General features: G+C 59.6%; 17 protein-coding genes and 1 tRNA gene. 9 read left to right on the top strand and 9 right to left on the bottom strand.

Annotated features, from left to right (window positions below):
• Window positions 1-65 precede the first annotated feature (65 nt).
• From iolD to iolG, 5 genes are read left to right on the top strand one after another with little or no spacing between them, the layout of a single operon-like run.
• On the top strand, window positions 66-1,931 hold the full coding sequence (gene iolD, locus ACGKZZ_RS01590; protein ID WP_411221676.1) for a 3D-(3,5/4)-trihydroxycyclohexane-1,2-dione acylhydrolase (decyclizing): 1,866 nt from the start codon (window positions 66-68) through the stop codon (window positions 1,929-1,931).
• Window positions 1,931-2,911, top strand: coding sequence for a 5-dehydro-2-deoxygluconokinase (gene iolC / locus ACGKZZ_RS01585; RefSeq protein ID WP_411221675.1), 981 nt, complete (start codon window positions 1,931-1,933; stop codon window positions 2,909-2,911). Before iolD ends, iolC begins: the two co-directional genes overlap by 1 nt.
• Window positions 2,912-2,923: 12 nt before the next feature.
• Window positions 2,924-3,763, top strand: a complete 840-nt coding sequence (locus ACGKZZ_RS01580; RefSeq protein WP_411221674.1) for a 5-deoxy-glucuronate isomerase — start codon at window positions 2,924-2,926, stop codon at window positions 3,761-3,763.
• Window positions 3,760-4,599, top strand: a complete 840-nt coding sequence (locus tag ACGKZZ_RS01575) for a class II fructose-bisphosphate aldolase (RefSeq protein WP_411221673.1) — start codon at window positions 3,760-3,762, stop codon at window positions 4,597-4,599. Before ACGKZZ_RS01580 ends, ACGKZZ_RS01575 begins: the two co-directional genes overlap by 4 nt.
• A 4-nt stretch (window positions 4,600-4,603) precedes the next feature.
• Window positions 4,604-5,590, top strand: coding sequence for an inositol 2-dehydrogenase (iolG, locus tag ACGKZZ_RS01570; RefSeq protein ID WP_411221672.1), 987 nt, complete (start codon window positions 4,604-4,606; stop codon window positions 5,588-5,590).
• 12 nt (window positions 5,591-5,602) lie between these two features.
• On the opposite strand, the gene cls is transcribed toward iolG, so the two are convergent.
• Complete coding sequence (gene cls, locus ACGKZZ_RS01565) at window positions 5,603-7,033, bottom strand: cardiolipin synthase (protein ID WP_411221671.1); 1,431 nt, start codon at window positions 7,031-7,033, stop codon at window positions 5,603-5,605.
• 200 nt (window positions 7,034-7,233) lie between these two features.
• On the opposite strand from cls, the gene ACGKZZ_RS01560 reads away from it, so the two are divergent.
• From ACGKZZ_RS01560 to ACGKZZ_RS01550, 3 genes are read left to right on the top strand one after another with little or no spacing between them, the layout of a single operon-like run.
• Window positions 7,234-8,649: a cytochrome ubiquinol oxidase subunit I gene (locus ACGKZZ_RS01560; RefSeq protein WP_411221670.1), complete on the top strand. Its 1,416-nt coding sequence runs from the start codon at window positions 7,234-7,236 to the stop codon at window positions 8,647-8,649.
• Window positions 8,650-8,653: 4 nt separating this feature from the next.
• Window positions 8,654-9,661, top strand: a complete 1,008-nt coding sequence (gene cydB, locus ACGKZZ_RS01555; protein WP_411221669.1) for a cytochrome d ubiquinol oxidase subunit II — start codon at window positions 8,654-8,656, stop codon at window positions 9,659-9,661.
• Window positions 9,661-9,765: a DUF2474 family protein gene (locus ACGKZZ_RS01550; RefSeq protein WP_411221668.1), complete on the top strand. Its 105-nt coding sequence runs from the start codon at window positions 9,661-9,663 to the stop codon at window positions 9,763-9,765. The genes cydB and ACGKZZ_RS01550 overlap by 1 nt, the downstream gene beginning before the upstream one ends.
• Here the strand turns inward: ACGKZZ_RS01550 and ACGKZZ_RS01545 are convergent.
• The 5 genes from ACGKZZ_RS01545 to ACGKZZ_RS01525 all read right to left on the bottom strand — a co-directional run bounded on the left by ACGKZZ_RS01545 (window position 9,762) and on the right by ACGKZZ_RS01525 (window position 15,458).
• Window positions 9,762-10,817: an ABC transporter ATP-binding protein gene (locus ACGKZZ_RS01545; RefSeq protein ID WP_411221667.1), complete on the bottom strand. Its 1,056-nt coding sequence runs from the start codon at window positions 10,815-10,817 to the stop codon at window positions 9,762-9,764. The two genes, ACGKZZ_RS01550 and ACGKZZ_RS01545, sit on opposite strands and share 4 nt — an antisense overlap.
• 10 nt (window positions 10,818-10,827) lie before the next feature.
• Window positions 10,828-12,306: an argininosuccinate lyase gene (argH, locus tag ACGKZZ_RS01540; RefSeq protein ID WP_411221666.1), complete on the bottom strand. Its 1,479-nt coding sequence runs from the start codon at window positions 12,304-12,306 to the stop codon at window positions 10,828-10,830.
• Window positions 12,307-12,372: 66 nt separating this feature from the next.
• A complete protein-coding gene (locus ACGKZZ_RS01535) occupies window positions 12,373-13,248 on the bottom strand; it encodes a carbohydrate ABC transporter permease (RefSeq protein ID WP_411221665.1) in 876 nt (291 codons plus the stop codon).
• The gene (locus ACGKZZ_RS01530) at window positions 13,249-14,136 is read right to left on the bottom strand and encodes a carbohydrate ABC transporter permease (protein WP_411221664.1); all 888 of its coding nucleotides are present in this window, start codon (window positions 14,134-14,136) and stop codon (window positions 13,249-13,251) included. It lies immediately after the preceding gene.
• A 65-nt stretch (window positions 14,137-14,201) separates the two neighbouring features.
• Window positions 14,202-15,458 carry an extracellular solute-binding protein gene (locus ACGKZZ_RS01525; RefSeq protein WP_411221663.1) on the bottom strand — a complete coding sequence of 419 codons (1,257 nt, stop codon included), beginning with the start codon at window positions 15,456-15,458 and terminating at the stop codon, window positions 14,202-14,204.
• 95 nt (window positions 15,459-15,553) lie between these two features.
• Here ACGKZZ_RS01525 and ACGKZZ_RS01520 point away from each other — a divergent pair, with 95 nt between their 5' ends.
• Window positions 15,554-17,962, top strand: a complete 2,409-nt coding sequence (locus tag ACGKZZ_RS01520) for a PIG-L family deacetylase (RefSeq protein WP_411221662.1) — start codon at window positions 15,554-15,556, stop codon at window positions 17,960-17,962.
• Between the two features lie 70 nt (window positions 17,963-18,032).
• On the opposite strand, the gene ACGKZZ_RS01515 is transcribed toward ACGKZZ_RS01520, so the two are convergent.
• The 3 genes from ACGKZZ_RS01515 to leuB all read right to left on the bottom strand — a co-directional run bounded on the left by ACGKZZ_RS01515 (window position 18,033) and on the right by leuB (window position 20,291).
• Window positions 18,033-18,109, bottom strand: a tRNA-Pro gene (locus ACGKZZ_RS01515).
• 82 nt (window positions 18,110-18,191) lie between these two features.
• The gene (locus ACGKZZ_RS01510) at window positions 18,192-19,169 is read right to left on the bottom strand and encodes a DMT family transporter (protein WP_411221661.1); all 978 of its coding nucleotides are present in this window, start codon (window positions 19,167-19,169) and stop codon (window positions 18,192-18,194) included.
• 15 nt (window positions 19,170-19,184) lie between these two features.
• Window positions 19,185-20,291, bottom strand: a complete 1,107-nt coding sequence (leuB, locus tag ACGKZZ_RS01505; protein ID WP_411222188.1) for a 3-isopropylmalate dehydrogenase — start codon at window positions 20,289-20,291, stop codon at window positions 19,185-19,187.
• Window positions 20,292-20,323 lie beyond the last annotated feature (32 nt).

Raw genomic sequence — 20,323 nt, 5'->3', positions numbered from 1 at the left:
GAAGCCACGCAAGCGGCAATCGCGGATGCCCGGCGCGGATCGCCGGAATTGAGAAAGACAATCGAATGACAGAGTCCACGCTCCGACTGACGACCGCTCAGGCGATCATCAAATATCTGGCCAATCAGTTCATCGTCGTCGATGGGCAGGAAATGCGCCTGTGCGGCGGCGGTTTCGGAATCTTCGGTCATGGCAATGTGACCTGTCTGGGCGAAGCCCTGTATGACGTGCAGGACACGCTGCCGCTCTATCGCGGACAGAACGAACAAAGCATGGGGTTCGCTGCCGCCGGTTACGCCAAACAATGGTTGCGCCAAAGGTTCATGTTTTGCACGGCAAGCGCGGGTCCGGGCACATCGAACCTTCTGACCAGCGCCGCTCTGGCACATGCAAACCGTCTGCCCGTGTTGCTGTTGTGTGGCGATACCTACGTCACCCGCCTGCCCGATCCGGTGCTGCAACAGCTTGAGCATTTCGGCAACCCGACGCTTGGCGTGAACGACGCATTCAAGGCCGTGACGAGGTTCTGGGATCGGATCACCCATCCGGCGCAAATTCTGCAATCCCTTCCCGCCGCGCTGGCCACGATGCTCGATCCGGCGGATTGCGGCCCCGCGTTTATCGGTTTGCCGCAGGACGTGCAGGGCTGGACATTCGACTATCCCGAGAGCTTTTTTGCCAAGCGCGTTCACCGCATCCGCCGGCAAGCGCCCGACACCGATGAAGTGGCAGACGCCGCCACGCTTTTGAAGACCGCCAAACGCCCGATAATCATCGCGGGCGGCGGTGTGCAATACTCCGGCGCAGTGACGGAATTGACCGATTTCGCGACGCGCCATGACATTCCCGTTGTCGAAACCATCGCCGGACGCGCCAACCTGCTTCAGGATCATCCGCTCAATATCGGACCGGTCGGCGTGACCGGATCGGACAGCGCAAATGCGATTGCCGAGCGCGCAGACGTGATTTTGGCCGTTGGCACCCGCTTGCCGGATTTCACCACCGGATCATGGACCGCGTTCGCAAAGGATGCGCGGATCATTGGCCTGAACGTTGGCCGCCATGACGCGATGAAGCACCTGTCGATGCCTGTCATCGGGGATGCCAAGCTTGGGATCACCGCTCTCAACGACGCCTTGGGCGATTACACTGCGCCGGGCAGCTGGACCGACTTTGCCAAGGACGAGCGCGCCAAGTGGGTGGCTTACACCGACGAGATTACCAAGGTGGGCAACGGCCCAAATTCCTATGCGCAGGCGATCCGTGCGGTCAACGACCTGTGCGATCCGCGCGACCGGATCGTGACTGCGGCGGGTGGGCTTCCGGCCGAGGTCACGGCGCATTGGCAGACCAAGGACACCGGAACGGTTGACGTTGAATTCGGCTATTCCTGCATGGGATATGAAATCGCCGGTGGCTGGGGCGCGCGCATCGCGCAACACCAGCGCGAGCCTGACAAGGACACCATCGTGTTCACCGGCGACGGATCGTACCTGATGCTCAATTCCGACATCTATTCATCCGTTCTGACCGACCGCAAGCTGATCATTCTGGTGCTCGACAACGGCGGTTTTGCCGTCATCAACAAGCTGCAAAACAACACCGGCAACGAGAGTTTCAACAACCTCATCGCAGACACGCCCACTATGCCCGCACCTTTTACCGTCGATTTCGAAGCGCATGCGGCCTCCATGGGCGCACATGCCGAAACCGTCTCGAACGCCACCGAACTGGGAGAGGCGTTCAAGCGGGCCAAGGAAGCTGACAAGACGAGCGTGATCGTGATGCAGGTCGATCCTTACGACGGCTGGACGACGCAGGGCCACGCCTGGTGGGAAGTTGGCACGCCGCACGTGACCGACAACCCGAAGGTCGCCGAAAAGCACGCCGAAATCGAAGCTGAACGCGCCAAGCAGCGGACCGGCGTCTGATGGATGTGATCGCTGCCATAAGAGAAAACCGCTTTGTCGTGGTGGGCCGCGTCGGGATGGATCTTTATCCCCCGCCCGGTGTCGCGACCGAGGATGCGGAGAACTTTACCGCTGACATGGGCGGATCTTCGGCCAATATTGCCGCCGGTATCGTCAAGCTGGGCGGGCAGGCGTCGCTCGTCACCCGGGTGTCGGACGATGCAGTCGGGCGGTTTTGTCTGAACAAGCTTGCACGGTATGGCGTCGATACAACTTACGTCACACCCGTTGGCGGAGAGGCGCGCAATTCTCTGGCGCTCTATGAAAGCCGCGTCGAAGGACATCAGTCCGTTATCTATCGCAACGGTGCTGCCGATTTCGAAATGACGACCGCCGATGTCGAGGCGATTGATTTCAGCAAGTTCAGCGCGCTGATCACCGCCGGCACCGTCTTTGCCGCTGAACCGTCCCGTACCGCGACGTTCCGCGCATTCGAATTGGCCCAAGCAGCCGGATTGCCGATCATTTTTGACGTCGATTACCGACCCTATAGCTGGCCAAGCCCGCAAGTGGCCGAAGAGGTGCTGTCCAAGGCCGGGGCCATGTCGGATGTGATCGTCGGCAATGATGATGAATTCGGGTTCATGGCGGGCGCGAAAGACAAGGGGCTTGCCAAGGCGCGCGATCTGGCCGCGACCAGCGCGAGTATCGTCGTCTACAAGATGGGCGAACACGGCGCGGTCACCTTTCACAATGGCGGCGAACTGCGCACCGGCATTTATCCGGTCAACGCGCTCAAACCCACCGGTGCGGGCGACAGCTTCATGGCCGGTTTTCTGACCGCGCTTGCGGGCGGTCATGATCTGGAAGCCTCTGTCTTGCGCGGCTCTGCCTGCGCGGCGATCGTGGTGGCCAAACCGGGCTGCGCCCCGGCCATGCCCAAACCGGCAGAGCTCGAAGACTTTCTCGCCACCCATCCCGGCCCAACCGAAGCTGCCTAAGGAGCCTTTCCCATGCATATCGCCCCCCATGACAACAAGAATAAACCCATCGTGGATGCCGACGATCCGACCGTGCCGCTCAACTATTTCAACATCGTCATGCTCAAAGCAGGAGAGGCGTTCGAATATCAGGTTCCCGGTTACGAGACCTGCATCGTTCCCGCGACCGGCACGGTCGATGTGGAGGTCGAAGGCGTATCGTTCGACTCCCTTGGCAACCGCACCGAGGACGTCTGGGACGGAGAGCCCGAAGGGGTGTATGTGCCTGTCGGAGCGAAAGCGCGCATCGTCGCGACCCGCGACACAGAGACTTTCATCGCCGGTGCAAAATACGACAAGGTGCTTGATCCCTTCGACGTGCGCGTGGCCGATCTCGACAAGGTGCAATACGGCAGTGACGACACCAAGACGCATCGCAAAATCAAGCATATCCTTGGCCAAAAGCAGCACGACAAGGTCGGGCGTCTTTTGGTCAGCGAGTTGTTCACCGTGGGCCAGGGCGGCTGGTCCGGCTTTCCATCGCACAAGCACGACACCGACCGCCTGCCCGATGAAACGCGCCACGACGAGACGTATAATTTCCGCTTCAAGCCGAACCACGGCTCTGGCGTGCAGATCCTGCAACGCGAAGAGGGCAAGCCGGGAGATGCCTATCAACTCATGGATCGCTCTACGATCTGCATCGACAAGGGGTATCACCCCTGTGCTGTGATGCCTGGTTACGAAATGTATTATTTCACCATCCTCGGCGGGCTGAGCCAGCGGTCTTTGGTGCAATATTTCCAGCCGACCCATGCCGCGCAGGTCGAAACCATCCCCGGCATCAAGGACATGGTGGCCAAGTTCAAATGACGCTCGCCACTTTGTCAGAGGTTCTGCAGCCCGCGCTGAGGGGCGGGTATGCGGTGGCTGGACTAGTCACGCTTGGCTGGGAGGACATGCGCGCCTATGTGGCCGCCGCCGAGGCCGAGGGGTGCCCGGTCATCCTTCAGGCAGGGCCATCCTGTCGCGCCCATACCCCCCTGCCCGTCCTGGGCAAGATGTTTCGCCATCTGGCCGAACAGGCAAGCGTGCCGGTCGTCGCCCATCTGGATCACGGCTACACGTTCAATGAATGCCGCGAGGCGCTCGAAGCTGGTTTTACATCGCTTATGTATGACGGCTCGCGTGCGCCCTTGCAGCAGAACATCGATGAAACGGCGGCGATTGTCGAAATGGCGCATGCGGCGGGTATTTCCTGTGAGGGCGAGATCGGGTTTGTCGGCTATGCCAAGGGGGAAAGCTCGGCTGGAACACATCCGGGCGATGCGGAGATCTTTGCGCGCGCCACTGGTGTTGATGCGATGGCGATTTCGGTCGGCAATGTCCATCTGCAACAAGACAAGGAAGGCGGGCTCGACGAGGATCGCATCCGCGCGATCGAGGCCGTGACCTCTGTGCCACTGGTCATCCACGGCGGCTCCGGCGTGCCGGTCGAACAGCGGCAGCGCCTCGCGCAGCGTTCGAAAATCTGCAAGTTCAACATCGGGACCGAGCTGCGCATGGCCTTCGGGGCGGCGCTTCGCGAGGCTGTGAACAGCGACCCAGAGCGGTTCGACCGCGTGCAGATTCTCAAAGAGACACATGAACCGCTTGTCGCGGCCACCAGACAGGTTCTTCGCGCCTTCGGCGCCCCAAATCAAAGGTAACGCAATGATTAAGATCGGTATCCTTGGCTGCGGCCGCATCGGGCAGGTTCATGCCGCAACCATCATGCGACTGGCCAACGTACAACTCGTCGCGGTGTCGGATTTTGTGGATGACGCAGCGCAGGCGCTGGCGGCAAAGACCGGCGCATCGGTACAAACGACCGACGACATCATTGGAAATTCCGACATCGACGCCGTGATCATCGGCACTCCGACCGACACGCACTACGATATCATCCATGCGGCCGCCAAAGCGGGCAAGGCGATTTTTTGCGAAAAGCCCGTTGATATGTCGGCTGATCGTATCCGCGATTGCATGGATGTGGTGGCAGCAAACGACACGCCGTTCATGACCGCATTCAACCGCCGCTTCGATCCGAACTTTGCCCATTTGCAGGCCCGAATTGTTGAGGGCGTTATCGGCAATGTCGAAATCGTCACCATCCTTTCGCGCGACCCCAATCCGCCCCCGGTCAGCTATATCACGTCGTCGGGCGGCATCTTTCGCGACATGATGATTCATGATTTTGACATGGCACGGTTTCTATTGGGCGAGGAACCGGTCACGGTCTTTGCCGTTGGATCGGCGCTTGTCGATCCGGAGATCGGTGCGGCGGGCGATGTCGATACAGCGGCGGTCACTCTTACCACCGAGTCGGGCAAGATTTGCCAGATCAGCAATTCGCGCCGCGCCACCTATGGGTATGATCAGCGCATCGAGGTGCATGGGTCGAAAGGCATGTTGCGCGCCGAAAACCAGCGCGAAAACACTGTCGAAATCGCAACGGCGGACGGGTTTCGCACCGCGCCCGCTCAGCACTTTTTCCTTGAGCGTTACGAGGCCGCCTACAGGGCAGAGCTGCTTCAATTCATCTCGGCACTTGAAAAAGGGGCAGCACAGTCACCGTCAATCACAGATGGGCTGCGCGCGCAGATGCTGGCTGATGCTGCGGCTCAGTCGCTGGAGTCAGGTCTTCCGGTTGCGCTCTGAGGAGGGGATCGGTCACAGGATCGGACCGATTGTCGCAATCACGTTGTTCCAGATTCGGCGGTGGTACGGCCAGTTCAGAACCGTCGGTAACGACACCCGGACCGAGCGTGCGATATAATCCTGCTGGCGCTGGAAAATGGCTTGGGTCGTTGCCTCATCCTGCAACAGAATGTTGTTTTCGTAGTTAAGATCGAAGCTCCTGAGATCAAGATTGGAAGATCCGACGAGGCTGATCTTGTTGTCGATTGTCAGGGTTTTCGCGTGTAGCAGACCGCCTTGAAATTCGTTTATGACGCACCCTGCATCCAACAGCTGACGATAATAGCTCCGGCTTGCGGCCGCCACGATCCAGCTGTCGTTTCTTTCGGGAAAAATCAGCGTGACCCTGACGCCGCGATGCGCGGCGGCGCAGAGCGCTTCGAGGACGGTCGCGTCGGGAACGAAATACGGTGTCGAGAGCGTCAGTTCGAACGCCGCGCACGCGATCAGGTTGGCAAACAGCTGCGGCGTTGCGCCGTGCCGCTCGGTGGGTCCAACCCCCATCGCCTGAGCCGGAAAGCCGTTTTCGATCACTTCGGACTCAAGCGCGATCCCATCGAGGTTCTCTCCTGTTTCCAACATCCAGTCGCTGGCGAACAACAACTGGTTTTGCGTCACCACCGGGCCTTGGAATCGCAGCATGATATCGACCCAAGGCGCATATTTCTCTTTGACGCGAAACTCCGGGTCCGCAGAGTTCCGACTGCCGCAATAGGTGATGCGACTGTCGATCACCGTGATCTTGCGGTGGTTGCGCAGGTCGATCCGGCTGGTCAAAACGGTGCGAATGATATTGCGGAAGGACAGGGCCGTCGCAGTTTGAACGCCCGCTTCCTCCATCTGTCTCCATAGTTCAGACTTGATCATGGCGCGCGACCCCATCCCGTCGGCCATCGCGCGGCATGTGACACCCCGGCGTGCCGCTCGGATCAGTGCGTTGGCCACATCGGTGCCGGTATTGTCAGTGAGCCAGATGTAGTAAAGCACATGCACATGATCGCTCGCGGCATCAATATCGGCCACGATCCGGGCGCGCGTCTCATCTCCGTCCGCCATCAACTCGGCGGTATTGCCGTCCGTCGCATGAAACCCGTTGATAGAGCCTGCATAACGAAAGCCGGGGCGATATTTCGGATCGATCAGGTGTTCCGCGTTTTCAGGCGCACCCATGAAATGGGCGGCCTTGTTGCGGATCTCCTCGAAGATTTCACCATGCCGCCGGTTCACCCGATTGCCGATGTCAATCTCGCCAAACAGAAAATAGACAATGCTGCCGAAATACGGCAGCAAATTGAGCACAATAAACCAGGCCAGCCGCGCTGGCGGCGATAGATCATCGCGCAGGAGAATGCGCGCCGTGAAGGTCAGCACCAAAAGACCGTGAAGGATCAGAGCAAAAGTCATCAAAAGCCTTTTCGGATAGCGCGCGGGACCTCTCGATCAGTACAAGCGTTATAGCGATGAAGAAAACCGTCGGGCAATGACACTGTCCCGGTGCGCTCCATTCGTCTCGTCTCTCTCTCTGGATCGGTCTTGTTGTGTTTCGTTTCCTTATTCAGTGACATATCGTAGCCGAAGGGACGCTTTTGAAAGGAGGTTCGGGTATGTTCGATCAGTTTACGGCCGAACTCTTGGCGCGTTTCCAATTCGCCTTCACGATCAGTTTCCACATTGTCTTTCCGGCGTTTTCCATAGGTCTTGCCAGTTTTCTGGCCGTGCTCAATGCGCGCTGGCTGATGACGCGAGAGCAGAAATACCTCACTCTCTTTGACTATTGGCGCAAGATCTTCGCCGTTGCCTTCGGCATGGGTGTCGTTTCCGGTATCGTCATGTCGTATCAGTTCGGCACCAATTGGAGCGTCTTCTCGGATCGCGCTGGTCCGGTGGTCGGACCATTGATGGCATACGAGGTCTTGTCAGCGTTCTTCCTCGAAGCCGGTTTTCTCGGAATCATGCTGTTTGGTCGTGAACGGGTCGGTGACGGCCTGCATATGTTTGCCACCGCGATGGTCGCCTTCGGCACGTTGCTTTCCGCGACATGGATTTTGAGCGTCAACAGCTGGATGCAAACCCCAGTGGGATACGGTTTCAACGAGGCCGGTCAGTTCATTCCCCAAGATTGGTGGCAGATCGTTTTCAATCCGTCGTTTCCCTACCGCCTGGTGCATATGGTGCTGGCGGCGTTCCTGTCGACGGCACTTGTCGTCGGCGGTGTAGGTGCCTGGCACCTGCTGCGGGGCGATCGGAGTGTGCCGGTCAAGCAGATGTTCTCGATGGCGATGTGGATGCTGATCGCAGTCACTCCTTTGCAAATCCTGGCCGGAGATTTTCACGGGATCAATACGCTGGAACACCAACCCGCCAAGGTCATGGCGATGGAAGGACACTACGACAGTCACGAGGCCGGCGCCCCGCTGATCTTGTTCGGCGTGCCGAACGCCGAGGAAAAACGTGTCGATTACGCCATCCAAATCCCGAAATTGTCTTCGCTGATCCTCAAACACGATCTGAACGCGCCATTGGACGGGTTGGACACAATTCCCGACGATGAAGAGCCGCCCGTCGCGCTCGTGTTCTTTTCATTTCGCATCATGGTCGGCCTCGGGTTTGCGATGCTCGGACTTGGGTTATGGGCCGCATGGAGCCGCTATCGCGGCACTTTGTTCGACTCTCCCTGGATGCAAAGAGCGGCAATCATCATGTCTCCGATGGGTTTCGTCGCGGTCCTGGCTGGCTGGGTCACGACCGAAGTGGGGCGCCAACCGTATACGGTTTACGGCGTACTGCGCACATCCGACAGTCTGGCTCCGGTGTCCTCGGGCACTGTTGGCGCATCGCTTCTGGCATTTATCGTCGTCTATTTCTTCGTGTTCGGGGCTGGCGCGTTTTACATCCTGAGAATGATGCACGCCCTGCCCGGAAGCGCCGAGGAGAAATCACTGCGCGACAAGCCAACGCGCAGTGCCGGGATCACACCGGCGCCTCAGCACGACGATGAATTCCTCGGCCGGACGGAGTGACGCGATGATTGGATTGGAGCTTTCATTCATCTGGGCCGGCATCATCGCCTTTGCCGTCCTGGTCTATGTCATCATGGACGGGTTCGATCTCGGCGTCGGCATCCTGTTTCCCGTGGCCAAGGAAGAGGCCGATCGCAGCGTGATGATGAACTCCATCGCACCCGTGTGGGACGGCAACGAAACCTGGCTGGTGCTTGGCGGCGGCGGCTTGTTCGCAGTGTTTCCACTCGCCTATGCGGTGGTCATGCCTGCATTGTATATTCCGATCATTGTGATGCTGCTGGCGCTGGTCTTTCGCGGGGTTGCGTTTGAGTACCGCTGGCGCACGAAAAGACTGCGCAAGGTTTGGGATTTCGGCTTTTCTGTCGGTTCGTTTCTGGCCGCGTTCTGCCAAGGCCTTGCGCTCGGTGCGCTGGTGCAGGGGATCGCAATCGAGGACCGGGCCTATGTCGGCGGCGCGTGGGACTGGCTGACACCGTTCTCAGTGCTGACCGGGTTCGCCGTCGTGGTCGGTTATGCGATGCTGGGCGCGACGTGGCTCAACATGAAGCTGACTGGCCGGATACAGGATCAGATGCGACGCCTGTCTTTTACAACCAGTATCGCAACCGTCATTGCGATGGCTGCGGTCAGCATTTGGACGCCCTTCCTTGATCCCGAATATTGGGTGCGGTGGTTCACTTGGCCGTATATGGGGTTCAGCCTGCTCGTGCCGATCCCGATCGCGCTGGCGGTCTGGCGACTTTTTACCGGATTGCGTGACGAGCGCGACATTTCACCGTTTCTCTCCGCTCTGGCGCTCTTCGTGCTGGGCTTTGCAGGAATCGGCATCAGCTTTTATCCACATATCGTTCCGCCCAGCCTCACCATCGCAGAGGCGGCAGCGCCCGACAGCAGCCTGCTGTTCACGCTGATCGGCACATTGGTTCTACTGCCGGTGATCCTGATCTATACCGGCTATGCCTATTGGGTGTTTCGCGGCAAGGTCGACCCCAAGGAAGGGTATCACTGATGTGGATGAGGCGCGTTGGTTGGTTCGTGCTGATCTGGGTGGCGAGCGTCGCCGCTCTGGCCGTGGTGGCGTATGCGATCCGGTGGGCGGTCATCCCCGCTTAGGGCAACGCGGTTCCGGACTGCGCATCGAACAGGTGCAGGTTCTCTTTTTCTGCCGTCAGCGTCACTTCCTGCCCCACAGCGGGCGGCGTGCGGCCGTCTGCCTTGGCGATGATCTCCTGCCCCTCGACGCCCACGTAAATCAGTGTTTCATGTCCAAGCGGTTCCTGCACCAAGACCGGACCACGCACCAATTCCGGCCCGTCGCCGGGGTGGAGATCCTCCGGACGCACGCCCAGGATGACATCGCGCCCTTCCGGCAATGCCACATTCAAATCAATCTCCGTGCCCGCCGCCAAACGCAATTTGGAGCCGACCACCGTGCCTGTCAGCATGTTCATCGACGGCGCACCGATGAAGCGGGCGACAAAGGTATTGGCCGGCTGGTGATATACCTCTGCCGGAGTTCCGACCTGCTGGATATGACCGTCTTTCATGATCACGATACGGTTCGCCATCGTCATCGCCTCGACCTGATCGTGGGTGACAAAGATGATCGTGTTGCCGACGCGCTGGTGCAGACGTTTGATCTCGAGGCGCATCTGGGTGCGCAATTGTGCATCTAGGTTCGACAAAGGCTCGTCAAACAGGAACACCGCAGGATCACGCACCATCGCGCGGCCTATGGCGACGCGCTGGCGCTGCCCCCCGGACAGTTGGCTGGGTTTGCGGCCCAGAAGATCGGTCATGCCCAGAATGCCGGCAACTTCCTCGATCCGCGCTTCCTTGTCCGCCTTGGACATCTTGGACGTGCGCAGACCGAACCCGATATTCTTGCGCACGGTCATGTGGGGATAGATCGCGTAATTCTGAAACACCATCGCGATGTCGCGCTCTTTCGGTTCCAGATTGTTGACCACCCGACCGCCGATAAGGATTTCGCCGCCGCTCACATCCTCCAGACCGGCGATCAAGCGCAAAGTGGTGGATTTGCCACATCCCGACGGCCCGACGAACACGACGAATTCGCCATCCTCGACCTCAAGGCTGATGCCGTGCAGCACCTCGGTCTTGTCATAGCGTTTCACCAGATTGCGGATCGCGAGATCGGCCATGTGTCGTCCTTCAAAGAAGCGCGTCAAACGCGGAATTCAGAGCCTGTTGGGCGGTTTGGTGTCGACCTTGCCGCGCTTGCAAATTTGCACGCTCGACCTTCGCAGTGTCGCGATAGCTCGACAGCGCAGACGTCAGCGCAGCTTCGGCAGGTCCACCCTCGCGGTCACGACGGGCGACGAACGTTTCCGGCGCAACCGCAGTTTGGAACGCCGCCTCGTCCAGTTTCGGCGAACGTTCCGTTGCCGCGCCAAAGGCCTTTCGAAAGGCCGTATAGCCTTGGCCCAAAGGCGCGCCTTCGGCAATCACCGCCTTGGCGGTCGCGGCGGCAATCTCGTGTGCGGCGCGAAAGCTCAGCGCTTCGTCGCGCACCAAGGTGTCAGCCAGTTCGGTGATCGTGATACAGGCCGCATCGCTCGTGCGCCGCACCCTGTCGGCATTGATGGAACAGGCCGGAATGAGAGCCGTCAGCAACTGCAGCACCCGCTCGCCGCTGGCGAACGCGGCATAGCCGGTTTGTTGAACCTCGCCTTCGCTGTCATTCATATCGGTGAACGGCGTGTTGTGCATCACGTTGGTGATCGTGTCGCAATGGCCGACGGTGGCGCTGGCAAGATGGCGCAGATGCTCGATCGGCACCGGATTGCGCTTTTGCGGCATGATCGAGCTGATCTGCACAAGGCTGTCGGGCACATGAAGCTGCCCCACCTCGAACGCGGTCCAGAATTGCATGTCCTGAATGACGCGGCCCAGATGCAGAAACATCAGCTTGATCGCGGAATAAAGCGCGGTGACATAATCCACCGATGCGATGCAGCCATAGGAATTGAGCAGCGGCCCTTCGAATCCCAGCAGCGCGGCCACACGCGCACGGTCAATCGGAAAACCGCTGGTCGTGATCGCCGCCGCACCCATCGGGCAATGCTCCAGCCCGTCGGCAGCTGCATTGAGCCGCGCTATATCGCGCAAGAGCACCTCGATGACGGCCCCGAGATAATGGCCGTAAGTCGTCGGCTGCGCGGGCTGGCCGTGAGTATAGGCCACAATCAGAGTCGCCTTCTCCAGTTCGGCCTTTGCGATCAACGCGTCCGTCAAGGTCAACGCATGATCCAGTAAAGCCCCCGCTCTGCCCCGTAGCGCCAGCTTGAACAGCGTGTGATCCATGTCATTGCGCGACCGTGCGGTGTGCAGCGCACCGCCCAAATCGCCCAGACGGCGTTTCAGTTCGGCTTCGACAAGGAAAAAGTAATCCTCATGCTCGCCGGTGTATTCAAGTGACGCAATCTCGGTATCCGCCTCGATCGCGGCAAGCGCCTGCGCGATGGAACGCACATCGTCAGGCGGTAGGATGCCCGTCTCCGACAGCATCACCAGATGCGCCCGATTGATCGCGCCCATGTGGCCAGCAAAATGCGTCTTTACCCCCTCAAAGAGCGGCGTCAGCACCGTGTCGCGATAGGTCGGATCGGGAAAGACGCTATGATCGGTCATACGCGGCACTCCATGCTTCTTCTCTCAAGACATACTCCAACACAGCCGCTGGCATAGAACCGCCGATCATCCCTTGAGCCCCGCCATGACCACGCCCTGAATGATGTAGCGTTGGAAGATCAGGAACACGATCAGCGTCGGGATGGTCGAGATTGCGGCTCCGGTCATGATCAGTTCCCACGCCACATCCGCCTCATCGCCGAAGGACGAAAGGCCGACAGGCAGCGTGTACATCTCGACCGAATTGGTCACGATCAGAGGCCAGATGAACGCCGTCCAATTGCCCAGAAAGACAAAGATCGCCAGCGCCGCCAATGCCGGTTTGACCAGCGGCATCGCTACGGTCCACCAGATTTGCAATTCATTCAGCCCGTCAATCCGCGCCGCTTCGATGAAATCGTCGGGCACGGTTTCGAAGAACTGTTTCATCAGGAAGGTGCCGAATGCGGTCATCAAACCCGGAAACATGATGCCCCAGTAGGTGTCGAGCCAGCCGAACTGCTGGCTCATCAGATACCACGGGATCACCAGCATTTCGGTCGGGATCATCAAGGTGCTCAGGATCGCGATGAAGATGATATAGCGGCCCGGAAACCGGAACTTGCACAGCGTATAGCCGACAAGACTGTCAAAGATCACGTTGCAGATCGTCGTCACAACCGCGATCACCATCGAGTTGAGAAACCACCAGTAAAAGCGCCCGTCTTCAAGCACATAGGTGTAGTTCTCGATATGCGGTTCATCCGGAATGAGCTTGAGATTGTAGACCTCGTGCGGCCATTTCAGCGACGTAGAGATCATGTAGGCAATCGGCATCACCATCGCCACGCCACCCAGAAACAGCAGCATCCAGCGCAGGATCTGGCCCATATTGGCGGGCTTTTTCGGTGCCTCGGTGTTGAGTAGCGCATCCGTGGTGGGGCGGATTTCGGTGGCGGTCATCTAGCTGTCCCTCAGAATGCGAAGCTGCACGAGGCTGACAACCAACAGCACAAGAAACAGAACCACGGTCTGCGCCGCCGCATAGCCCATGTCGAACGAACTGAATGCGGTCTCATAGATCATCAGCACGAGAGGCTTGGTGCTGTTGAGCGGCCCGCCGGGATTGTTCGTCGTCATGTTGAAGACATGGTCGAAAATGCGCAGGAATCCGATGGAGGAAAACACCACGATGAACACGATTGTCGGCTTCAACAGTGGCAGCGTAATTTCCCACAGCACCGTCCAGCTTGACACACCGTCGATGCGCGCGGCCTCGTAATAGCTGCGCGGTATGGCGCGCAGCCCGGCCATGAAGATGATCACTTGAAAGCCCAAGCCCGCCCAGACCGCCGGGGCAAGAACCGCGGGCAGCGCCCAGGTTGTCGATTGAAGGAACGGGAATTGCGGGATGCCAAGGCTGGCCAGCGCGTTGTTGAAAAGCCCCACCGGAACCGGCTGGTAAAACCAGCGCCAGACCCAAGCCATCGCCACCGCGCTGGTCATGAATGGCAGGAAATAGAGCATCCGCAGAAAGCCGTGCATGAACCGCACCTGATCAAGGTGGTAGGCGATCACAAACGACACGATCAGGCTGATCGGTGTGCCGAGAAGCAGATAGACAAAGGTGTTCCTGAACACCTTCCAGAACACAGGATCGGCAAACAGCTTTTGGTAGTTATCAAGGCCCGTCCATGTCCGGCTTCCCAAGAGGTTCCATTCCTGAAAGCTGATGAGGATCGCGTTGCCGGTTGGGTAGAACCGGATCACCGAATAGAACAGGATCGGCAGCGCCAGGAAGGCCCAGGCCCAAACGATCTGTTTCTGTCGGATGGTCAGGTTGCGATACATGGCGGTGTCCGAACATGAGAACGCCCCGGCTCTGGATGTGAAGCCGGGGCTTGCGAACGTCGCGATCAGTTCGCGCTGTTGTAGTAATCGTCGAGGATCTTCTGCTCTGCCTCGGCAGCCTTGGCCAGGCTGTCTTCGGCGCTCATGTCTTGCAGGGTCATGCGTTCTACCATCTCGACCATTTGCTGGCGCTGCGCGCTTTCATCCACGAACTTGGTGGTGTGTGCGTATTCCAGACCGCGAATGAACGGGCCGAACACCGGGTCGTTGGCGTTTTCGTCCGTCATCCCGACCGAGGGTTTCGCCGGAAGCTCACCCACCGTATCGAGCCAGATCTGCATTGCCTCGTCGGAGGTGATATAGTCCATGAACTTGACCGCTGCGTCATATTTTTCGCCCTCGGCCTTGGAGGTGATCGCGTTGACCCAGTAGGATGAGTAGTTTGAGCGCATGCCATCATCGTTTGCGGGCAACTCGGTCACTCCCCACTTGAGCCCGCGCGTGTCATCCAGCGCGCCTATGCGGAACGAACCGTCAATATGCATCCCGGCACGTCCCGCCTTGAAGGCCGCCTGCGGCTCGTCCATGAACCCGACCGAGGTGACCGCGTCATCGCCCATGAACAGGCTGGTGTAGTATTTCAGCGCCTCAAGACCGGCCTCCGAATTGTAATTCACCGTCTTGTAGTCGTCGGTATAAGGTTCGCCGCCGAACTGGCGCACCAGACCTTCGCGCCACCAGTGGTGGTCCTGCGCCGTCATTCCGGCGGTCAGACCCACTTGCGTGAGGTTCCCTGCGCCGTCGCGCTTGGTCATTGCCTTGGCGGCGGTCATCAATTCGTCGAGCGTGGTAGGTGGTTCGACTCCGGCTTCTTCCATCAGGCGTTCATTGTAAAACAGCGCCAGCGAGCGAACCGCTGTCGGCAACGCCCAGTATTGATCGCCCTCCTTCATCGCCTGCACCATCGGAAAGAACTCCGCGTCGATCTTGTCGGCGGGAAACACGTCTGCGGGCAAAGGCTGGATCAACTCGGCGGCGACGTAGTCATTCAGCCAGCCATAAAACAGCTGCACGACGTCCGGCCCCTCACCCGCCGGAATCGCGGCGGCGACCTTGGTGCGGTAGTCGGCATAGGGAAAATGGGTCATCTTGACCGTGATATCGGGGTTTGCCTCCTGAAAATTCTCGATCAGCGTTTCCATCGCGGCGACGCGCGCATCAAAGAAATACTGCCAGTATTCGATCTCTACCGCGCTTGCACTGTTGGCCAGAAGTGCAGCAGCACTGGCGACGGCCATTGTCTTGAGCTTGAAATATGTCATTGAACCCTCCCTGTTCGGACAAAATAGCTGATCTCACTCTATGCTGAATGCGCCCGCTGCCAACCCCAAACCCGGTTTTTCGCAGATCGAGCGATATGCGCGAGCCGTCGGTTGCAATCGCCGCGCGCCTGACCGATCCTGAAATCGTCCCTGACGCTGCGAGGTATGCAATGTCCACCCCCGACCAAACCCGTCTGAACGAGACCCGGATGCGCCCTCGTGTGCTCGATCTCTGGTGGGCGCTGCGTCCGCTGACCTCCGTGGTGCGCCTGATGAACAGCGGGGCGCATCCTGACGACGAAACCACCGCGCTGCTTGCCGCGGTCGCACTGCGCGACGGAATCAGCCTCAGCTATGCGTGCTCCACCCGCGGCGAAGGCGGACAAAACGATATCGGCACCGAGAACGGCCCCGCTCTTGGGGCGTTGCGCACACGCGAGATGGAGCGCGCCTGCGACCTACTCAACATGCGGCTTTACTGGCTCGGCACCTCTCCCGACGACACGATCACCGATTTCCGTTTCTCCAAGAGCGGTGATGAAACGATGGAGATCTGGGACCGCGATCACTTGCTGCATCGTTTTGTCGAGATCATCCGCATTGACCGCCCCGATATCCTTCTTCCGACATTTCTTGACGTGCCCGGTCAGCACGGCCACCACCGCGCCATGACGCAGGCTGCCATAGAGGTGATGCAGGCTGCCGCCGACCCAGAGTTTTCGTCAAATCTACCTGTCTGGCAGATCAGCAAGCTTTACCTGCCCGCATGGTCCGGCGCGGGGCAGGCGTATGACGACGATCTGCCGCCCCCTGAAACGACCCTCACCGTGGATGGTGCGGGCAAGGATCCGGTCAGCGGCTGGAGCTATGCGCGCATTGGCCAGATGTCGCGCGCCGCGCACCGCACGCAGGGCATGGGACGCTGGGTTCCCGCTGGCCCCGGCCCCGATTGGCCGCTGCATCTGGCGCAGACCCATGTGAGCGGGCCGGATACCGCACTGACCTCCGGCTTGCCGCAAACGTTGGCCGATCTGGTCGAATTGGCCCCTGACCTGCGCGAAGACCTGCTTGCCGCGCATGGCTATATCACCGAAACAGTGTCTGCTTTTCCCAACTTCACCCACATGGCCGCAACCGCGCAAACCGCACTGAGACACGTGCAACGCGTCCTTGACGACTGCCCGCCGGAGATCGAGCACCGGCTGAGCGACAAGGAAACGCAACTGTCCCATGTCCTGCGCCTTGCCCTCGGCATAGAGGCGAGCGCACACACAGACGCCACCTGGCTGCGCCCCGGTGACAGCACGCCGCTGACCGTTGAATTCGATCCCGGCGATGCGGCCGACGCGACGCTCACGCTTGATCTGCCGGTCGGCTGGCAACACGAGGACGATGAGCTAACGACCACGCGCGCCGCCAATGTCACCGATCCCTATCGCACCGAATATGACCCGGCCAACCCGCCGGCTCCTTGCCTGTCGCTGACGTTTGGGACAACCAGCGTCGCCCTGCCCATGCGCGAACCGCCGGTGATGCTTCCTGATCGCGTGGCCTTCATGGCCCCGGATTCGGCTTTGGTAAACCTCAACACGGATCAGCGCGCCCTGACGATCGCGATCGGAGATGTCAGCCCGGCAGGCAACAAAGTGACGTTCGATCTGCCGGAAAACTGGAAAAGCGACGTTTGCGAAGGCGGCGTGAGAGTGACCCTCCCCAAGGACACCGCGCCTGGTCTTTACACGCTGCCATTATTCGTCGGCCCCTATCCGGCCATGACCGAACGGCGGATCGCGTATGAGCATATCGACCCCACAGCTTTCGCCAATCCGGCGGCCTTGCGCGTGCGTGTTTTGGACGTAGCCGTACCGGAAGGAAAGGTCGGCTATATCGGCAGTGGCCACGATGGTGTCGCGCATTGGCTTAGTGCGATGGGGGCCGATGTTACCGACCTGACGGATGACCAGATCAACAGCGAACGCGCGTTGGCGGAGTTTGACACCATCGTCATCGGCATCTTTGCCTTGCGGTTCCGCGACGGCTTGGTCAGCGAGATGCCGCGCCTGCACACATGGGTGCGCGACGGCGGCACACTTTTGACGCTCTATCACCGGCCTTGTGATAACTGGGACCCGGACGCAGTACCGCCCGAACGGCTCGAGATTGGCCAGCCTTCGCTGCGCTGGCGCGTGACGGACGCTCAGGCCGAGGTGACACAGTTGCAATACCATCCGATCTTGCAAACTCCGAATGAAATCACGGCAGACGATTGGGAGGGCTGGGTCAAGGAACGCGGTCTTTATTTTGCCAAGAGCTGGGATGCGGCCTTTGTGCCGCTTCTGTCCATGTCAGACCCGGAAGAGGAGCCCTTGAAAGGCGCGCTTGTGACAGCCGAGATTGGCAAGGGCCGCCATACGCATTGCAGCCTGATCCTGCATCACCAGATGGCCAACCTCGTCCCCGGCGCATTTCGCCTGATGGCAAATCTGATCGCACCGCGGACCTAGATCGCGCTGACCAGAAGGCCGAGCGATTCCCGCTTTGGGGCGCTGATGATACTGATCGAAGGTTAAGAATTGGTCGGGCTGAGAGGATTCGAACCTCCGACCCCCTGCTCCCGAAGCAGGTGCGCTACCAGGCTGCGCTACAGCCCGACCGTGTGCGCCGGAGTACTGCGCAGCCGCGGCTTTGACAAGCCTTGTTTTGCAAGACTGGCCGGCCAGCGGTTGCAAAACTCTAGGCGTCGGGCTTTGGCTTGTCCTTGTCGCGAAAGCGCCCCGAGGTCATCAACCCGCTCAACCGCAAGGTCGATGGAGTGCCGATGCGGGTGCGGGTACGCAACACGGGTGTATTGCGTGACGCACCGACCCGACTTTCACGGAACACGATGAACACGCCCGACAAGATGATGATGCCGGCACCGACCATCGTATAGACGTCGGGCGTTTCGCCGAAAAAGATCAGACCATAGACCGTCGCCCAGAGAATCTGCGAATATTGCATCGGCGCGACAATCGCAGCCTCACCGGTGCGGTAGGACGCAATGATGAAGCGCGCCGCGATCCATGCCAGGATTGAGATGATCGCCAGCATTCCCAGATGTTCGACTGGCATGGGTTTGTAGACGAACCCCAGCGCTGCTCCCATCACGATGAAGTTGCCCATCATCGGGTACAACAGCATCACGAGCGTTCGTTCTTCGGCACCGATCTTGCGCACAACGATTGACGCGAAGGCTCCGGCAAAGGCCGCCGCAATGGCAGCCGCATGGCCCAGAGTGAGATCCGTCGAGCCAGGCCGGAGCACGACCATCACACCTGCCAAACCCACGATAACCGCCAACCAGCGTTGCACACGCACTGTTTCGCCGAGGATCGGGATCGACAATACGGTGATCAGGATCGGCGTGGCGAACAAGATGGCGTAGGTCTGAGTGAGCGGCAGATGCGCAAAGGCGTAAAATGCCGACACTCCTGATATAACGCCGCCCAGCGTGCGCACCGCCATCCACCACGGATGCACCGGAAGAAGGGTTCCGGGCTTGGCGTCGCGCATAAGCATGATCGTCGCCAAGGGAAAGCTCAGCAGAACGCTGAAAAACACGATCTGGACGGGTGAATAATGCGCGCCAAGCGTCTTGATGAAAATGTCGTGGGTCGAAAACAACCCGAAGGCAAAAAGGGCCAGCAATGCACCTTTGACGTTCGATGACATCACTGGCCCCTAGCGTTACAGGCTGGCGTCAAGCGCTGAGATGATCGCATCGCCCATCTCGGACGTGGACATCGGTGTGCCGTCTTCCGGGCCCATGAGGTCTGCCGTGCGTGCACCATCGGCCAGAACGGTCTCGATCGCCGCCTCGAGCCGCGCGGCTTCATCGCCCTGATCGAAGGAATAGCGCAGCGCCATCGCGAAGCTGAGAATGCAGGCAATCGGGTTGGCCTTGCCCTGGCCCGCGATATCGGGCGCGGACCCGTGAACCGGTTCATAAAGCGCTTTGGGGCGACCGTTTTCCATCGGAGAGCCAAGGCTCGCAGACGGCAACATGCCCAAGGATCCGGTCAGCATCGCCGCCGCGTCCGATAGAAGATCGCCGAACAGGTTGTCGGTCACGATCACGTCGAACTGCTTGGGCCAGCGGCACAACTGCATGGCACCAGCGTCGGCATACATGTGGCTCAGCTCGACATCCGGGTAATCCTCGTCATGCACCTTCTGCACGACCTCTCGCCACAGAATACCTGATTCCATGACGTTGGCCTTTTCCATCGAGCAGACCTTGTTGCCACGCCGCCGCGCAAGCTCGAACGCAGAACGCGCGACGCGGTCAATTTCGCTTTCAGTGTAGCGCTGGGTGTTGATGCCAACCCGTTCATTGCCTTCGTTGAAGATGCCGCGCGGCTCTCCGAAATAGATGCCTGACGTAAGTTCGCGCACGATCATGATATCGAGCCCGGCAACCACGTCTTTCTTGAGTGAAGAAAAATCGGCCAATGCATCAAAGCACTGCGCCGGGCGCAGGTTGGCGAACAGGTCCATCTCCTTGCGCAACCGCAACAGTCCCCGTTCAGGCTTTACACTGAAATCGAGCGCGTCGTACTTCGGTCCGCCTACGGCCCCCAGCAAGACCGCGTCAACCTCTTGAGCCTTGGCCATCGTATCGTCGTGCAGAGGCGTTCCATGCCTGTCATAGGCCGCCCCACCGACAAGATCCTCGCTCACGTCGAAATTGAGATCGCGCTTGGCACCGTACCAGTCGATAACCTTGCGCACCTCGGTCATCACCTCGGGGCCAATCCCGTCACCGGGCAAAATCAGAAGCGAAGCGTTGCTCATCATGGGGTTCCTTTGAACATCTGGTTTGCGTT

It is taken from the genome of Marivita sp. S2033 (genome assembly GCF_046592965.1).
Lineage (GTDB): Bacteria > Pseudomonadota > Alphaproteobacteria > Rhodobacterales > Rhodobacteraceae > Marivita.
The sequence above is the reverse complement of the archived record's forward strand: the minus strand, read 5'-3'. Positions and strand labels throughout refer to the sequence as shown.

Excerpts from the sequence above, each read along its gene's own strand:
- ACGKZZ_RS01580 (WP_411221674.1), top strand. The coding sequence starts at position 2,924 with ATGCATATCGCCCCCCATGACAACAAGAATAAACCCATCGTGGATGCC.
- ACGKZZ_RS01520 (WP_411221662.1), top strand. The coding sequence starts at position 15,554 with ATGCGCGAGCCGTCGGTTGCAATCGCCGCGCGCCTGACCGATCCTGAA.
- ACGKZZ_RS01525 (WP_411221663.1), bottom strand. The coding sequence starts at position 15,458 with ATGACATATTTCAAGCTCAAGACAATGGCCGTCGCCAGTGCTGCTGCA.
- ACGKZZ_RS01575 (WP_411221673.1), top strand. The coding sequence starts at position 3,760 with ATGACGCTCGCCACTTTGTCAGAGGTTCTGCAGCCCGCGCTGAGGGGC.
- iolD (WP_411221676.1), top strand. The coding sequence starts at position 66 with ATGACAGAGTCCACGCTCCGACTGACGACCGCTCAGGCGATCATCAAA.
- ACGKZZ_RS01545 (WP_411221667.1), bottom strand. The coding sequence starts at position 10,817 with ATGGCCGATCTCGCGATCCGCAATCTGGTGAAACGCTATGACAAGACC.
- ACGKZZ_RS01560 (WP_411221670.1), top strand. The coding sequence starts at position 7,234 with ATGTTCGATCAGTTTACGGCCGAACTCTTGGCGCGTTTCCAATTCGCC.
- ACGKZZ_RS01550 (WP_411221668.1), top strand. The coding sequence starts at position 9,661 with ATGTGGATGAGGCGCGTTGGTTGGTTCGTGCTGATCTGGGTGGCGAGC.
- argH (WP_411221666.1), bottom strand. The coding sequence starts at position 12,306 with ATGACCGATCATAGCGTCTTTCCCGATCCGACCTATCGCGACACGGTG.
- leuB (WP_411222188.1), bottom strand. The coding sequence starts at position 20,291 with ATGAGCAACGCTTCGCTTCTGATTTTGCCCGGTGACGGGATTGGCCCC.
- ACGKZZ_RS01510 (WP_411221661.1), bottom strand. The coding sequence starts at position 19,169 with ATGTCATCGAACGTCAAAGGTGCATTGCTGGCCCTTTTTGCCTTCGGG.
- iolG (WP_411221672.1), top strand. The coding sequence starts at position 4,604 with ATGATTAAGATCGGTATCCTTGGCTGCGGCCGCATCGGGCAGGTTCAT.
- ACGKZZ_RS01530 (WP_411221664.1), bottom strand. The coding sequence starts at position 14,136 with ATGTATCGCAACCTGACCATCCGACAGAAACAGATCGTTTGGGCCTGG.
- ACGKZZ_RS01535 (WP_411221665.1), bottom strand. The coding sequence starts at position 13,248 with ATGACCGCCACCGAAATCCGCCCCACCACGGATGCGCTACTCAACACC.
- iolC (WP_411221675.1), top strand. The coding sequence starts at position 1,931 with ATGGATGTGATCGCTGCCATAAGAGAAAACCGCTTTGTCGTGGTGGGC.
- cls (WP_411221671.1), bottom strand. The coding sequence starts at position 7,033 with ATGACTTTTGCTCTGATCCTTCACGGTCTTTTGGTGCTGACCTTCACG.
- cydB (WP_411221669.1), top strand. The coding sequence starts at position 8,654 with ATGATTGGATTGGAGCTTTCATTCATCTGGGCCGGCATCATCGCCTTT.